Origin of the sequence: Bacteroides salyersiae WAL 10018 = DSM 18765 = JCM 12988, assembly GCF_000381365.1 — a bacterium.
Lineage (GTDB): Bacteria > Bacteroidota > Bacteroidia > Bacteroidales > Bacteroidaceae > Bacteroides > Bacteroides salyersiae.
Genome location: NZ_KB905467.1, coordinates 275,296 through 290,720, shown reverse-complemented (window position 1 = coordinate 290,720; position 15,425 = coordinate 275,296). Strand labels below are relative to the sequence as shown.

At 37.4% G+C, this 15,425-nt stretch carries 23 protein-coding genes; 1 reads left to right on the top strand and 22 read right to left on the bottom strand.

What is annotated here, in order from left to right:
- Positions 1–4 precede the first annotated feature (4 nt).
- The 22 genes from HMPREF1532_RS12570 to HMPREF1532_RS12470 all read right to left on the bottom strand — a co-directional run bounded on the left by HMPREF1532_RS12570 (position 5) and on the right by HMPREF1532_RS12470 (position 14,988).
- On the bottom strand, positions 5–1,102 hold the full coding sequence (locus HMPREF1532_RS12570; RefSeq protein WP_005930024.1) for a hypothetical protein: 1,098 nt from the start codon (positions 1,100–1,102) through the stop codon (positions 5–7).
- A gap of 60 nt (positions 1,103–1,162) precedes the next feature.
- A complete protein-coding gene (locus tag HMPREF1532_RS12565; RefSeq protein ID WP_005930021.1) occupies positions 1,163–2,110 on the bottom strand; it encodes a hypothetical protein in 948 nt (315 codons plus the stop codon).
- 31 nt (positions 2,111–2,141) lie between these two features.
- Positions 2,142–2,642 (bottom strand): hypothetical protein, encoded by a 501-nt coding sequence (locus tag HMPREF1532_RS21625; protein WP_005930018.1) that lies wholly within the window; start codon positions 2,640–2,642, stop codon positions 2,142–2,144.
- The gene (locus tag HMPREF1532_RS12555; RefSeq protein WP_005930016.1) at positions 2,608–4,329 is read right to left on the bottom strand and encodes a hypothetical protein; all 1,722 of its coding nucleotides are present in this window, start codon (positions 4,327–4,329) and stop codon (positions 2,608–2,610) included. Before HMPREF1532_RS12555 ends, HMPREF1532_RS21625 begins: the two co-directional genes overlap by 35 nt.
- A gap of 150 nt (positions 4,330–4,479) precedes the next feature.
- Positions 4,480–5,136: a hypothetical protein gene (locus HMPREF1532_RS12550; protein WP_005930013.1), complete on the bottom strand. Its 657-nt coding sequence runs from the start codon at positions 5,134–5,136 to the stop codon at positions 4,480–4,482.
- 187 nt (positions 5,137–5,323) lie between these two features.
- Positions 5,324–6,493, bottom strand: coding sequence for a PBSX family phage terminase large subunit (locus HMPREF1532_RS12545; RefSeq protein WP_005930011.1), 1,170 nt, complete (start codon positions 6,491–6,493; stop codon positions 5,324–5,326).
- Complete coding sequence (locus HMPREF1532_RS12540; RefSeq protein WP_005930005.1) at positions 6,493–6,990, bottom strand: hypothetical protein; 498 nt, start codon at positions 6,988–6,990, stop codon at positions 6,493–6,495. The genes HMPREF1532_RS12545 and HMPREF1532_RS12540 overlap by 1 nt, the downstream gene beginning before the upstream one ends.
- Before the next feature lie 21 nt (positions 6,991–7,011).
- A complete protein-coding gene (locus tag HMPREF1532_RS12535; protein WP_005930003.1) occupies positions 7,012–7,203 on the bottom strand; it encodes a hypothetical protein in 192 nt (63 codons plus the stop codon).
- A gap of 112 nt (positions 7,204–7,315) precedes the next feature.
- Positions 7,316–7,495 (bottom strand): hypothetical protein, encoded by a 180-nt coding sequence (locus HMPREF1532_RS12530; protein WP_005929997.1) that lies wholly within the window; start codon positions 7,493–7,495, stop codon positions 7,316–7,318.
- A 13-nt stretch (positions 7,496–7,508) separates the two neighbouring features.
- Positions 7,509–7,772 (bottom strand): hypothetical protein, encoded by a 264-nt coding sequence (locus tag HMPREF1532_RS12525; RefSeq protein ID WP_005929996.1) that lies wholly within the window; start codon positions 7,770–7,772, stop codon positions 7,509–7,511.
- A 3-nt stretch (positions 7,773–7,775) separates the two neighbouring features.
- Complete coding sequence (locus HMPREF1532_RS12520; protein WP_005929994.1) at positions 7,776–8,018, bottom strand: hypothetical protein; 243 nt, start codon at positions 8,016–8,018, stop codon at positions 7,776–7,778.
- 211 nt (positions 8,019–8,229) lie between these two features.
- Positions 8,230–8,598, bottom strand: a complete 369-nt coding sequence (locus tag HMPREF1532_RS12515; protein WP_005929991.1) for a hypothetical protein — start codon at positions 8,596–8,598, stop codon at positions 8,230–8,232.
- 1 nt (position 8,599) lies between these two features.
- Positions 8,600–9,436, bottom strand: a complete 837-nt coding sequence (locus HMPREF1532_RS12510; protein ID WP_005929989.1) for a hypothetical protein — start codon at positions 9,434–9,436, stop codon at positions 8,600–8,602.
- A gap of 202 nt (positions 9,437–9,638) precedes the next feature.
- Positions 9,639–9,950: a class I SAM-dependent methyltransferase gene (locus tag HMPREF1532_RS12505; RefSeq protein ID WP_005929985.1), complete on the bottom strand. Its 312-nt coding sequence runs from the start codon at positions 9,948–9,950 to the stop codon at positions 9,639–9,641.
- Between the two features lie 14 nt (positions 9,951–9,964).
- The gene (locus HMPREF1532_RS12500; protein ID WP_005929983.1) at positions 9,965–10,258 is read right to left on the bottom strand and encodes a hypothetical protein; all 294 of its coding nucleotides are present in this window, start codon (positions 10,256–10,258) and stop codon (positions 9,965–9,967) included.
- Between the two features lie 25 nt (positions 10,259–10,283).
- Positions 10,284–11,165 (bottom strand): phosphoadenosine phosphosulfate reductase family protein, encoded by an 882-nt coding sequence (locus HMPREF1532_RS12495; RefSeq protein ID WP_005929981.1) that lies wholly within the window; start codon positions 11,163–11,165, stop codon positions 10,284–10,286.
- 191 nt (positions 11,166–11,356) lie between these two features.
- Complete coding sequence (locus HMPREF1532_RS12490) at positions 11,357–11,554, bottom strand: hypothetical protein (protein ID WP_005929975.1); 198 nt, start codon at positions 11,552–11,554, stop codon at positions 11,357–11,359.
- Positions 11,555–11,669: 115 nt separating this feature from the next.
- Entirely contained in the window at positions 11,670–12,314 is a 645-nt protein-coding gene (locus HMPREF1532_RS12485) for a hypothetical protein (RefSeq protein WP_244266430.1), read from the bottom strand.
- Positions 12,223–13,188, bottom strand: coding sequence for a hypothetical protein (locus HMPREF1532_RS12480; protein ID WP_005929970.1), 966 nt, complete (start codon positions 13,186–13,188; stop codon positions 12,223–12,225). The genes HMPREF1532_RS12485 and HMPREF1532_RS12480 overlap by 92 nt, the downstream gene beginning before the upstream one ends.
- The gene (locus HMPREF1532_RS21545; protein ID WP_025819839.1) at positions 13,185–13,478 is read right to left on the bottom strand and encodes an HNH endonuclease; all 294 of its coding nucleotides are present in this window, start codon (positions 13,476–13,478) and stop codon (positions 13,185–13,187) included. Before HMPREF1532_RS21545 ends, HMPREF1532_RS12480 begins: the two co-directional genes overlap by 4 nt.
- A 471-nt stretch (positions 13,479–13,949) precedes the next feature.
- Entirely contained in the window at positions 13,950–14,099 is a 150-nt protein-coding gene (locus tag HMPREF1532_RS21810) for an HNH endonuclease (RefSeq protein ID WP_229104163.1), read from the bottom strand.
- Positions 14,100–14,157: 58 nt separating this feature from the next.
- The gene (locus HMPREF1532_RS12470) at positions 14,158–14,988 is read right to left on the bottom strand and encodes a hypothetical protein (protein WP_005929969.1); all 831 of its coding nucleotides are present in this window, start codon (positions 14,986–14,988) and stop codon (positions 14,158–14,160) included.
- Positions 14,989–15,083: 95 nt separating this feature from the next.
- On the opposite strand from HMPREF1532_RS12470, the gene HMPREF1532_RS21340 reads away from it, so the two are divergent.
- Positions 15,084–15,347, top strand: a complete 264-nt coding sequence (locus HMPREF1532_RS21340) for a hypothetical protein (RefSeq protein WP_005929968.1) — start codon at positions 15,084–15,086, stop codon at positions 15,345–15,347.
- Positions 15,348–15,425 lie beyond the last annotated feature (78 nt).

The following is a 15,425-nucleotide window of genomic DNA, read 5'->3' as shown; positions in this document are numbered from 1 at the left end:
ATTTTTAAGCCGAAAACTGAGCAGCATTTGTCACATATACAGGCATACCCAAAGGAGTATTATCTGCACGTGCAGCAATCTCAGCCTTGATGATCGGGTTAGCGATAGTTGCAGGATTACTGTTGTATGCTACCAAGAATGCAACATCAACTGAGAATCCGAAGAATTCTTTAACACCACAATTCAAATCTGCCGTTGCATCACCCCACAATTTAGACTGGTCACCAACTTCCGTATAGTAATGAGAACCTACCGGAAGATCAACAAACGGAATACGTACTACGTCCCATTCGTGGAAGTTAGAACGAGCACGACGTAATGCTTCACGGTCAACACGGGTAAGCACTCCGACATTCCCGTCAACTACTGCGAACAGTGTTCCCATTTTGCCGGATTCGTCAACGACATTGTTAGTATAATGAATAACCTTGTTGTCGTATTCCATTCGTTTGTTGACGTCATTGTAGATACCATGCTGAGCCAATTTACGAATAAGTGCATCAACACCGGCATTTCCGATCACGTGAATCTGTTCCGGATAACAGTTAGCGCGCATCATAGGGTTAATATCACCTAAGATTTCAGTAGACATCTGAGTAGGAACTTCAATCACGTTACCGGTTACGGTATAATTCAGTTTAGATTTGAAAACCTGCGTCTTTTGAGCTTCCAATTGTGCAACTGCTGCTGAATCAAGAGCATTAGCCATAGCACGACTGATTTTCTCCATTTTGCGAAGCCAGTCATGTTCGTAACTGATTTCATTATTCATATAAGCAGCCGGCACCATCGTAAATCCTACCGCGTAAGTAGCCCATGTAACGGTATACAGCGCAGAAGCATTCTCATTATCAGCAATGACACATGAGCGAACATTGGACACCTGTACATTCTCATCATAGTTAATGACAGGAATCTGTACGGTATTACCGATCGAAGCGAATGCACGTTCGCGTAATCGGGGGTTAATAATCGAATTACGTGCATCGGTCTGTTCTACGAAAAAATCCAATGCGCCATACTCGCAAGGGCGGGTCATATTCCGGTCAAATTCGGGATCTTCAACACGCCAATTCTGTAATCTGGTTGCAATTAAACTCATATCAAATATTTTTTTAATGTTATAAATACCGGGTTGACCCTTTACCCTTTCTTATTCTCTTTATTTCTCCGGAAGGGAAGAGATATTGTTATCTTTCCATGCCTGATCCATAGCAGTCTGGAATTCCGCAGAACCATTTGTCAGTCCTTGCGTCATAAGACTTGAAGCAATCATATCATATGCTTCTGTTCTTGTCTTTGCACCAGCTATGCTAATAACAGTACCCGAACCTGTAACACCAGAAGGAGGTTGTGTGCCGGTACCGACTTGTTGCCTGCCTTTATCCAAAACCCCCATCATATCCAATTCACGTTGAATCAATTCATCAGCCGTAAATGGATTCAATTGATTGTTCGGATTACGCATAATTGCGCCATTTTCATCTTTGAACGCAATGATCTGACCGCCTTTCCCGTCATCGATCAGTTCCGGATGCATGTTTTTAATTTTCTCTGTCGCTTGACTAAGCAATACCTTAGTTACACTTCCCGGGAGCTCCGGTTTAAACTTCAAATTAGCCGTAGCAGCTTGCAATGTTGATTCCACACGGATACCGAACAGTTCTTTTTGATGGTTTTGTTCAGCGTTCTGGAATTTGGTATTAAGCTCATTATATTGCCCTGTAATAGCTGCAAGATCAGCTTTAGCCTGCTTCAAAGCCTTCGCGGTCTCCGCATCGGAAGCACCATCTTGGATAGCCTTTTCCAAACGCGATTTTTCTTTTGTCAGCGTATCAATAGTGCTCTGTAGCTGTACGGCACTTTCGGCCTTTGTCTTGAACTCACCAAGTACCCTTTTCGCATAATCATACGTCTTTTCAGTGCCATTCTTTGCAATACCGGTAACAGACAAAATATCGGCATCCAAGTCACCGTATATCTTACCCGTTTTTTGAGCAATTACGCTATTTTCGTCATTTGCAGACAAAGTTGTGATAGCTGCCAACTGTTCGTCACTCAATCCGGCCAATACCGAATTTGCTTTTAAAACTTCTACTGTTAATGCCATGATTTTACCCTTTAATCATTTATGGTTAATATTATTCTTCTGCTTCTTCAGAAGATTCCTTTTTAGGCCTGCCCGGTTTCTTTGCTTCCTGAATAATGCCAGACTCTTTCAATTCAGCAAGGATTTCCGCTTTCAGGGCTTCCTTCTCAGCTTTTTTCCGTTCCTCTTCAATCCTGGCTTCCTCCTCTGCCTTAAGCCGTGCTTCTTCCTCTTCTTTAGCAGCCTTTTCTTCTGCCTTTGCAGCTTCCTCTGCTTTCTTTGCAGTTAAGTATTCGTTCGGATCGTGCAATACAGTAATGGTGTGACCATGCTTTTTCAAGTTATGATAAACACCTTCTTCGTAAGCTTTTTTACCGAACACTTGAACACGTGGTGTGCTCAATCTCTTACCTGTATCTGAATCGAACTTTCTAACTTCGATAAGGCAGTGGTACAAATGTTCTTCCCCTTTGGGAACAATGTAATTTTCCGGGGTAACGTCAAAAATAGACACGTCTTTAGTCTCCCCGTTGACTCCTGTTTTCACGAGCATAATCAAAAAATTTATTAGTTATTACTGATATCTTTTTGTCAAAAGGCACCTGTGTGCCGAATTCAAGAATGTTCATGTTCTCTCTTTCGAATCGTCGCACATAGCTTGCAAAATTCAGCTTGATACGCAGTTCATCCTCACTAATCAAATTCTTACCATAGAGATCTAAAATCTCTGTACGGGTCAAATGCCGATAAGGTTCAAGTTCTGACAGTATCAACATTCGCTGCATCTGCGTCGGATTATTCCGGTATTCCGTCTCTATGATCTGATTTTGCAACGCATCCAATTCTCCCTCACTCGCACCTGCTTCTTTTGCCGATTTATACCTTTGACGCAATTCATTAGCATCATACAGGTAAAATTCAGTACCGTAATTGACTTTCGCTGAAACAAATTGTTTACCATATCGCAAGCGACAGACGGTCTCATCGACAAATTGCTGTGCGGATTCAAATCCCTTTTTAATACGGTTCAAGACAGTGCTTTGGCTTTCGAATGCGGCTTTCACCTGCTGTTCATTGAATGCTTCACGTTGCGTTACTTCCTCATTTTGTCCGACAACAGCCGTTATGATATCGTCACGTAGTCTTTTTTCTTCATCGACATTATAATCAAGACTGCTACGGTCAACAGAAAGCATCTGAACAGGATTATGTAAATCAGGCTGTTTTTCGCCCGGGATAGGTATTTCAACAAATGATCCGGCACCAACTATGCGTTTATTTCCGCATTTAGGGCACCGGAGAAGTTCAAGACCGAACTGGTCAAACTTATAGTGCCCATCCTTATCCCGGATAAATCCTCCATCGCAATAATCCCCATTATTTCCATTGCTAAAATCGCATGCCTGTTCATAACCGGAATAAATAGGGTATGCACCGTAGAGATCAAGATGTCTTTTGCTGATGTGAAAGAACAGGAACCAATCCAATGCTTCCAATTCCTTAGTTAGAGGACTCAACTTAATATCTGGTTCCCTCAAATTAACCGGTTCATCCCAAAAGAATCTTGCCGGGCAATAACCTAAATCATGAGGATTCTCAACAAGCAGCTCCCCTATATTATTTTTTTCTTCCCGAAATATGCGGTAACTATCCCTGTCGATTACAGCAATACGGCCAAAATCTTGACGGAATATTATAAAATCCATTATTCCAGTCGTATGATTTACCTCATAGGTGATTACACTTTCGATCGGAAGCCAATAAAAATAAGGTTCTGGGTATTTGCCGGAAGACTGCTCTGCCGGCAAATCAACAATAAGAATGCTGTTTATCTCCGTTTTGAAAAACTCCCATCCTTTTTTACTCCAAACATCTGGTTCATGCAAGACATCTTGCCTGTAATATTCCCAATCGTCCCGTTGGTCACTGTTGAGGAACTGGTAGTTGAATGCAGGATTGCGACCGTCAAATATCCGAGAAAGCTTGTCAAAGCAAATGGACGTTACCTCATTCGTACGAATAGGATAACGGAAAAGGGTCTTAAAGATCTTAAATTTATCATGCGGAAGAATGTTACTAACCATCGCAAGAAAGTCAGTAACAGGCTGAGATATAATCGGAGTAGCGTATGTCTGAGCATGGAATTTAATCCGGTTTTGCTGGATTATTGCTCTCGATATCGTTCCTCTTTTCTGAGGTTCCGTTATCTCTTTTCTTATTTGATCGATTGATAAACCCATTCTCTTTGTCAAACTTAAAACTTGAATTTGCCGGTAAATACCACCCGCCGTTATTCTGCATTCTCAGCAGCTTATCGGCATGGGTGATTTCAAATTCTTTCTCGATATTCAACGAATCACATCTTAGTGTAACTGTTGTTGTCTTTGCCTTCATTTTTTAGCAATTCTAAGAGCAGTCAAAGGATTAAAATCAGGGGCAATAATAGCGAGATTGTCAGACCAGTTTGGCAAGAATGACCATGAAATGGCATTGCTATCCGGTGCTTCCAATCCGCCCAATGTTTTATCTCCTATAAACAGTGAACGAACAGGTATAGGATAATAAATTTTTTCATTTGTTTCATCCTGATCAGCACCCACTGCACCATTCCCATCAAACAGATAAACACCCAAATTGGATGCTTGACTTTCACACTGTAATGCTTTAAGTGCTTTAATTACCGCTTGTGGTACTTCGCGAATAACTCCTGTAAACGGAGTTGGCTCACGGCCTATATTCTTTTCAATACCTCCAAGTGTTTCATTTCCGCCACCAAAGGTACGTGCTGCGCCCGCTTCTGCTGTCGGTGCTTCAATGTACGGGGAAACAACAATTTTAGTAGAGTCATTCGCTGACAATAATGGAGTCCAAGACGCAAGTGCGGTAATAGGCATTGGAGAATCACCTTCACCGTTAAAACTATTTCTTGTTCCATCATCTTTATAAAGACGTTGGAAAGCAACTTTTTGAATCTGTCCTAACGATTCGGAACAGATCACTTCTGGAATATCGGGCAAAGCTGGTGCCGCTGGACATGTACAAATCATACTTTTAAAAATTAAAGTTATTAATATGTTATATCTCAGGGTCAACCCTTCACCCTTTTCAATAAATTACAATTTAATTAAATCAATTATTTAATAGAATCAAATAATCAATTATGCAATAACACTTTATTGCACGCACAAATATATATACTAAAAATCAAATAATCAAATAAAAAGCTCTATTTTTCTAATTACGAACTCTAATACCTCGTGGTTTTGAACTTTCCGATAATTTATTAAGTGCTACATAACGTAATGCATCCAACGCATGATTATTGCTATCAATAGGTTCATTCCTCAATTCTCCGGTTATTTTATCTTCCTTCCACTTATAATTCCTAAGTTCATATATTAAATTAAGACTTGACTTTGTAACACATATCTCATAACGTTGTAAAATCTGAATGCCATTACGAATTGAATCTGCTCCCTTATTTGCCGCTTCTATTTTTTTTATTCCATAATTATAAATCTCACGAATTGATTTTTGTTCAGCAGAATCAGCAATAACATCGCAGTCTTTATCCCTAAGTCTATCTGCAATTTGGTCATTTGTAAGACCTCTCTCATAACAATGTTCATTCACCCATAATTTCCCATCATATTGATAAACATCAACGATCGCAGTAGGATCTGTTGTAAAACCAAAATCCATTCCCCTACCGATCAACTTTGCAGTTTCTGGTATGGAATCAACTTGCTTCCATCTTGAATATATAATTCCGACAGAACGACCTGTTAATCCAAGACCGTAGACCCTCCACCAATTATCATCGTCTTTGTGAGATTCTATTTCTGAAATTTGCTGTGGGGTATTAAAAGGATTGTCTTTATATGTAGAATGTACTTCTATAGTATTTTTTTTAACTTGTACCCCCTTTAATTCATACCAAAACTCGCAATCTGGATTCCAATCAAGAAATACACATTCCCTTGTACGAACAGACAATTGTCTATAGGTTTCATATGGAATACGATTACATTCATTAATGAATAATATATCCCTTCTCCCACCTTTCACCTTACCCCAATCATCAACTGAAAAAAAGCGTATACTACTACCACTATTGAACGTATATTGATGATCAGTAGAATTCAATTTAAAATCCCTGTCTTTTAAAAGTCCCTCATTAGACAAAATATCATCAATATCTTTTAATGCTCCTCTTTTTAAATGTGGCATGCTCTCAGATACAATATTTATATCCTTTCCATTTTTACTACCGACAGCAATAGACACAAGTAAGGATACAATAGAATATGTTTTTCCTGATCTTGTTCCTCCACGGTTAGCAATCGTTCTAACACCAGAAAGATAAGCTTTCAAACTCTCTCTGTATACCTTAACAACAATCATTATTCCTTATTTTTAAGTTGTTCTATCAAATTAGCATCTTCATCATTGGAAACAATGATATTAAGTCCTGTCGAAATCTCACCTGAATGCTCAGTATTTTGCTTATTCTTCCACCTATCTGGTTCTAAATTCGTTAAAAGGAAAATACCGGCGCCGATATTCGGTTCAACACGAATATTCTTCTTTACCTCCTTTTTGATCTTTTTCTTTTTACCTTCAAAATAGTATTCGGTTGATGTCTGCTCGTATTCATATCCAATGGCAGCATTGGCCATAGAAGATACAATACGACGTTCAAGACCATTTTTGAAATCATCTTTTGCCTTTTTTATAGCATTCGAAAAGTCCGAATTTTCCATCCAATTATAATAAGTCTGTGCATCTATGCCGAAGCGCTTGCAAAAGTCCTTTAACTTCGCTCCACCATACTCCATCAGCCCGTTTTCACGAACCCAATCTGAACACTGCTGAATCATTTCATCATTAAACTTTGCCATATTTTGTAATCCACATAATTTTCATTTATAATAAAACTTCTTGATTAAATATTCACCCCAACTATCTGAAATTGCAATCAATGCATTAGCAAAGGATTTTAATGCTAATGCTATATATGCTAATACTATTGCGATTAATTGAATAGGAGTTGATATTATCGTGATGGGGTATTTGATAACATTGTGAAGTATCTTTATTTTATTTTCTTTCATATTGTCTATATAAGTTTTAACGCTTCCTGAATTCCGGCTTCCTCATTTGAATTGTCTTGCAGCAATTCATCAATATACTGCATAATAATATTTGTTTCCATTATTGATCTAATTATACGTTAATTAATACATATCCTAATGAAGCTATCATAGATATTATTACTATCAAAAGAATGCCTCTCAAATATTTCTGAATACTTGTACGTCCTACCGTCATCATGCCTAAAAAACAGACAATCATTCCGGCAACAAGGTGTAAAAGAGTTATTTTAATTACTATTGCTTCACTCATAATTATGTTGTTATTAGTTAATAGCGTCATACAATTCTTGTATCACATAAAAATCAGTAAGACCGTCGTCGCATATTTCCAATGCGGTATTGGCTTTGTAGCTCAAACTTCCGAGAATAGATTCTTCGGACACTTCGCTCTCACCAAGTACACATCCATTCAGTTCTTCTGAAAAATGCTCAATCATATCAATCGTAAACTGTTTGATAACTCCAGTCTGATTGTACTTTTCATCTATTTTATTTACTATCTCTAAAGCTTCTTTTGCTCTTTTCATTATTTATTCCTTTCTATTTAATTTTACGTTAATCAAATCAAACTTGGAATATGATATAGGCTCGTTACCTTCCTTTTTAAAAATCGCAACTTCATATGTAGACTGATAAATTTGAATCTGATACTGTTCTCTATCATATTCAAATTCACCCCAAAAGTCATTGGTTCCTGCTTTATCAGCCTTAAGCTGTTGTTCCGTAATCGGTATACTGATGGGCGTATTTTTATATTCAAAATGTATATTCATATCTGTATTGTTATTTTGAGGGTTGTTTACTAACACACTCCGGTGATTTGCTACCGAGTGGATTCATGTTCTCATCATAGTAAGTTGCGGTGTACATAGTCTCTTTAATCTTATGTTTGCCACACTTACTACATATATAGGTAAATGGAGCATCGAAAGGCTCTACCCATTTATGACGGTGCTTATTTGTTGATTTATTCATTACTTATAGTTATACGTTAATAGACATTCTTTTAATATGCGCAAAACAATCATCCATAGCCTTGTCAAAAACTTCTTGACTTATGATATTTTTCTCAATCCGTTTCACGTATTCACTTGCGTAAGATGCAAGTTGGATGCTTGAATCACTATTACTTACATCTTCTCTGTTGTCAAAATATATATGTATACAATCATATACCACTTCATCACCGATTTCATCAGTATTTACCCTAACTATCGCTGTGATTTTTTCGTAAGAAGTATGCGCCATGTGAATACATTTTCCAACGAGATATTGATATTTTGCCTTTTTCTTATCAGCTTCCTGTTTCTTTAGCTTCTGTATTTCAGCTTCTAATTTCTGTATTCTGTTCATATCAATCTATAAACTCTGTATTATCATTTACTTGTGCGTCATCACACACTTTAACCGCAACATTTCCATTGGGCTTTAGCCTACATTCTTGAATTTCCCTTGTTTCAATAAGTGTGAAAGAAGCGTGTGTATTGTTAGAGTGCAGGTACTCACCATCCCAAACCCATATTCCACCGTGTATGTCCTTGAATGTACCTATATTTGGATTTAAAGTTTGCAGTATCGCTTTGCGACCTACATTGGTCATGGCAACAAATCCGTTATGGGTTGGATTCATTTCTTTTACTTCCTCATATAGAGCATTGTCAAGCTGTTTTAGCCATAAAAGGAATTTCGGCACTTCCTTGTCTTGGTAATCTTTTATTCTTCCTCCAAACAAAGCATAGGGGGTAAAATTGATGATTTGCTTGGATATAAACTCTGCATTAAAATGCTCTCGTTTAATAATCGGTCTTCTACAGGAGAAAGCGCCACCTCCATCCACAAACTCTATATCTTCATTCAAACCCAAGTGTGCAATCGGGATATATACAAAATCTGTGAAGTATTCCAGCTTTTTCGGTTGGGTTAATTTAGACCTATAAACATCTTTATGCTTCTCTTCAAATTCTCTTATCCAAGTATGGAACTTGCTTGCCAATCTTGAATATCCTATAACTCTACCTCTACTCCCATGAGGACAATAATTATTAAAAGCGACACAATTACCTTTTGCGTACAACTCGCATTTTTCGGGACATTCGCAATATATAATATGACCGATTGCTTTTTCTGATTTCTTTTGCTTGAATAGTGCATTTGCTGGATTCCATACCCATGCGTCAATTTCTTTCTTCATATACCTTTCTCCTTTTTTGTTCCACTATTTTGGTTCATTACTGATTTCTTGTTAAAATGGTAATGCATTTTTGGATAATCTCCCTAAATGGTCGATATATCTTCTATAAAATTTATTCTCTATCATTACTTCCATGAGTTTTTTGCCTTTTATCAGGAAATCACCATATTGCAGACGTTTTAATTTCTTCATTTTTTATTGGTTATACGCCAAATAGGCTTGTTTGTATTAAAGTTCCTTTCTCTGTTTTTATTTCGCCAAAGCATTGGCGGCGGAAGTATTCTTCTTGGTCATTATAAATATCTACATCTTTCTCGGTAGCAAAAAAATCAAAACCAAGTTTATACGCTGCAATTCTATTTGTACCACTTCCAAGATGTGAATCGTATATCTTCCAACCCGCCTTAGCATAAGTCTTATATATCCACGCATATAACTGAACTGGTTTCTGTGCCACATGTCTCTTTGCGTAATTAATAGCTATTTTTGCATTGTTTGAAACGCAATTTTGCATATTCGCCCTACTGGTTATTCGTTAATTCCTAATGCTTGTTTAATGCTTTGCTGCACTGTGGTTCTACCTCTCCATTCGCCACGCTCTTCGTCTATCTTTTCCTTTAGAAGAAGGATGCCGGAAAGTGTATTTAGTGCTTTCATTCCTATATGCTTTCTGAAATCACATATATCACCTCCATCATCATATACATAGAATCTTTCACTTGAATCGGCTGGAGTATTACAACCGTAGTCCATTAACTCATTTAAGAGTTCATTCATTTCTTCAAATGAAAGCTCCCTGTTAAGCAATTCTTTTATGTTCATATTTGATTTGGTTTTGAATTAAACTTTATTCACAAAGCCCATGATAAAGGCTCATGCAACTGTATCCGCCTTCCGGTTCAAACATATCTGTCATTGATTCATCACGGTTCACATAATCAATCACTTCTTGCACTGTTGGACACCCATCACCGTATTCTCTACAAAATCGTTCCGGTATGTATCCTTTAGGGAAGAACCCTGCATGTGCATTTTGCCTCAAAGCGTCAATCTCCTTTTCCAGTTGAATAAGCCTTTTTGTCATATCAATGTCTTTCGATAAAACTTTGATTTCCCCCTTACGGCTCATTATACACGGGAAACAACCAACACGAGATGCTCCACACCTATAAAGCGGATTAGGTTGTTGTCCATTGTCAAGGATATAGTCAATTACTTGTTGAGCCGTCCAGTCAAATATCGGACGCAATACAGATGCGTCATGTCTTTTACACCATTCTAAAACTGCTGTTTTCCGATATAATCTCATTCCTTTATCTGCATTGAAATACTCTTTAAAATAGGAGCATTCCGGTTCCATCTTTGCACGTGATGCACTTTCTTTACCTCTAATTCCTTGAATGAGAATAAAACTTTCATCTTGCGATATAACCCAATCAATCATGGGCTGTATCTTTAAGGCTGATGTACAAGCCCTACGAGATGCTACAGGAAAGCATTTCATCCGTTTACATAAGTTTTGAAAACAACCAACTTTCTCATTACGAATTATAGTCAGCTTAACATCAAGTTGCCGACATACGTCATTGATATGTTGGTATGTAAGCGGATGTTCCCAGCCTGTATCACAGAAAACCGCTTCTATCTTATCGGATCCATACTGTTTGGCAGCTTGAATAAGGCAAGCTTGCGAATCTTTGCCGCCAGAAAAACTTACTATTATCTTCATAATTTATACACTTTTTTATTTTCATCTTCAAAATAGACTATCTCATACTTACAATGGTTAAAAGCAATGGGTAGGTTTTCAATCGGGCAATATCCAAGAAACTCATACGTCACTCCATTTTTGCGAAGAGAGAATAAGTCACCTATTTTTAGATTCTTGATTTCACTCATTATCGATTTGATTTTTAATTATTACTCTATAAAAAATCCTTGTAAGTGGCCGCACTTATCACACTTATGAGCACTTATTTGGATTTCGCCATCGGTAGCGATAGATTTTTCAATCACACCTGACTCGTAAGGTTCATCGTCAGGTCTGTAGATGAAAGTGCCCACGACAAGCGCAAGCCTTCCACCACACTTGTCACATACATTTTTATCTTCGTTCATGACTTCTTTGATTTATTTGGATCGTTCTATTAATTAACTGCACAAGGCTACAGCCAGTAATCCCAATGCCATAAACAAGATGGAGACAATGGCGTATAGAAATGCATATTGATATCTATTCATAAACAGGTGATTTTAAAAGATTTATAGCTTCTTGATCTCCAGATGAAGCACGCCTTAATATCTCTTTATACCAAGTGTAAGTATTATATCCATCCGGAACAATATACCCTTTTGGAAGTTCTCTTCTGTTTAATGCTTCCTCGTTTCTGCGTTTTCTTTCGCAAGATTCAATTTCTTTTGAACGTTCAGGAATAAATTCTTTAAAAAAGGCATTCCCAATCCTCCGAGCATCAAATTGAGAAAAGGAATTATCATATCTCCCAGCTTTGTATCTTGCAAAGAATAACATTAACTCTGACAGCTTATATATTTTAACCTGAGAAGCAAAGGATTGAGCAAATATTGTAATTCCATCTACAACTCCGGAATCCTTGCTTGAACTTGATCCAAATAAGGCTATCACTTGACCATATATCCAAAACTCGGCATTCCCTTCCCCATAAAATTCATCGTATTTTTGCAACGTAGGACAATCTGCATAATAGGCTTTTTCTGAATTTTTGGATGTATACCCCCAATTCTGAGGAGAAAACACACGTTCAATATCAGAAGGGCTTTTCCACTTCGTCAGCCAAACCTTGCTCTCTGCGTTGGCGCTCGGCAAGGTATTGCTGCATGGCATAGATATTTGCTTCATGCTTGTTTGTACAAGATTTCCGATTGTTTCCATATTTTTGATTTAACCATTCTTGATAATCACGTTCCGTACCCGTAAATACTACGCCAGTCCAACCGGATTCAATTGCCCTTTCAATTTGTAGGATAGCAAACTCTTCTTCAAATTTTGAAAGTTTATCTAACGATAGTTGCAAGGCATAATTGAGTTTCTTTTTCCATTTTGGAGTTTGGCGAAGTGCTTCCCACGCTGACATAAAAGCTATCGAAGTAAATGGATACACTAAAGGCTTTTCATCCCCTTCTTTTTTCTTAGATCTTTTAGGCTTTGTAGGTGGGGTGCTCTCGTGCGTATGCGCGAGATTACTCTCTATGTTTATAGTTTTAATATCTATAATAGGTGGAATTTGCATATCATCAGTACCATTTACCGATGATATTACCGATGAAGCGTTTTTATCATCAGTATTTTCATCAGTACGTAGTACCGAAGATATTACCGTATAGTTTACCGATGATTGACATTCCTCTGTTGGTATATCATCAGTATTTTCTTCGGTATTTTCATCAGTACCATTTACCGATGATATTACCGATGACTTCATGTCATTATCGAGAATCGGTAAGAAAGAATAGTAACATCCTATTCGTTTATCCCGACATGATTTAAAGAATATCAAACCGGCATCAGCGAGAGCTTTGCGAGACTTACGCAATGTTTTATCCCAGATATTCAAAGAAGTGCATAAAACTGCGCTACGAGCTTCAAATACTTCTTTCCAACCTTTTTCATTACAAATAGATATCAACTCATAGTAGAGAGCTTGATCTATTGCCGTAAGATAAGTATCATCCCTAACCTTTCTAAGTTTTGATATTAGTTGATAACTGTTCATAATCTAAAATATCTATTTGCAGCACATTCATCAAAGGATTTTACACGTTCAATAAGCCGTTTCTGTCGTTGTCTGAATGCTAAATTATTATCATACTTATTGTGACATTCTCGACATAATCCGACGATATTAAGAGGATTTGTGTAATGTTCCGGATACATACTCTTTGGAACCAAATGAGCGGCATCTGACATGGGTTTGCCACAAATTGCACAATAGGGTGGTAATGCCTTCTTTATATTAGCCACATCCCTATTTCGTTTAGCCTGCTTATTACTTACTTTCTTCATATTCTCCAATTAAAAGCCCCGAAGCGTATTCTCCGGGGCACAACCATTATTCACTAACACTTGCCATTGATGTGTGGCTCACATTTATGTGGTGGTAGCAGGACTTGCACCTGCACGATAGGAGTTTCACTTAGTTTTATTGCCGTTGGTGTAGTTTCGCCAACCCATACATTGTCTTTTTCATTTTACACGGGACTCCTGTTCATTTCCGTCAATCTTTCAATTGCACTCTGTCACATGTCCGACTACCCGCAACCTATCTATAAGTATGTCTCAGCTTTAGCGTCTCTCATTGTTCCGCCATACCACCATGTTCGCCAACTCTATCTTCACAGACCGAGCAGGCAGGCTAACAAAGTAGTTCCCGGATAAACAATCAAGCTACACCGGGAGTAATTAATAAAATTAAAAATCTAAGACCGGGGCACTCTCCCGACGGTGTCCTTTTCACCGGCATTTTTTTGTTAATAATTAAATTGATTTATTGTGTATTTTTGCATGGCAATCCTCACAAAGAGTAACAAGACAATCCAAATGGGATAATTCATTGCCCACAATAGATATACCGCTCACTTTATAAGTTTTATGATGAACTTCAAGAGAATAGGATTTTCCACACATTTGGCAACGATGCCCGTCACGGATACGAACCTTTCTTTTTACTTCTTCCCAATATGGGTTATTCCTCAGACTCTTCCGATAATTCGACGGCCTCCCCTTCTTGTGTGCCAATCTCGTCATTGGTTTCCTCCTTTCTCCACGGACTTTCTTCAATTGCTACTCTATGCCATTCATGACGTTGTATAGGAATTACCTCCCCATTATCCTCATCCAGAAAATCTTCGATCCAATTTTCTAACCAAACATCCATACCATCTTCTTCCCATACTTCTACCACATCTTCACCCTTACCGAACTTGCGTAGATTTTTACGGGTATCTTTTACATCAATATTTGGTAACTCATAGCCAAGTGACTTAAATGCTTCTTGATTCTTTTCGCCAGAATTGAAAAGGTCATTGTATTCATGCTTCGGAATTTCCTGAACCAATGCCAAACGGAATGCATCATTTACCCATGAATAATACAGATAATATCCCATAACAGGAATACGGAAGGTATCGATCATCTTAAGAGGATAATCCTTAATTCCTTTCTTCGCAAGATTTACCAAATCTTTAAATTGAGTATGCAAGGAGGTTATTTTAGCTTCATACTCTTTTTTAGCAGCATTAAATTCGGATTTTAAAGCTTCCAATTGACTCTCTAATTCCGGCATCTGTTCCTCGGCAATCTCACCATAATTTGCACGAATGATAGATATTTCATAATCATCCATCACACGGTTAGCAATTACATCTTTTTCTTGAATGGTTACGAAGTGTTCTGAAAGCTTCTTCTTTACATCGTCCATACAGACACAATCAGAAAAAATAATCTCTGGAAATTTCACTGTTGACGGAAGTTTGAAAGTTATCTCTTCCGGTTCATAATCTTTTAAATCAATCATTGTTTTATGGGTTTTAATAAATTCCCAAAGAAGAAATATACTCCTTTGGGAACTTTTCTTAATTTTGGAGCTGTCAAACTTTAAAATTAAGTGTTATGGAAATTTTATTTAGAAAAGCAATTACCGAGCAATCTAATAATTTTATAACTATTAGAAGAATTAAATCAAAAGATGGAGTTAAAACTTTTATTTCTTCAGGTACATTCACTGATAAAAAGTCTATAAGAAGCTATGAATTAAGCGATGATGAAATAAAAGATTTATCCAATATATTTGATAAATTAATTAACTGTCCTGATTTTCTTCTTTCTCAAGATTCCACGACTGAACCTTTTGAAGAAGTCGAATTGCTTGAGTAATATTATATTGGGTTTCTTGCGATACTTCCAAAGCTATGTAATCTGAACTATAATCATTTTCATTTCTTTGGATATCTA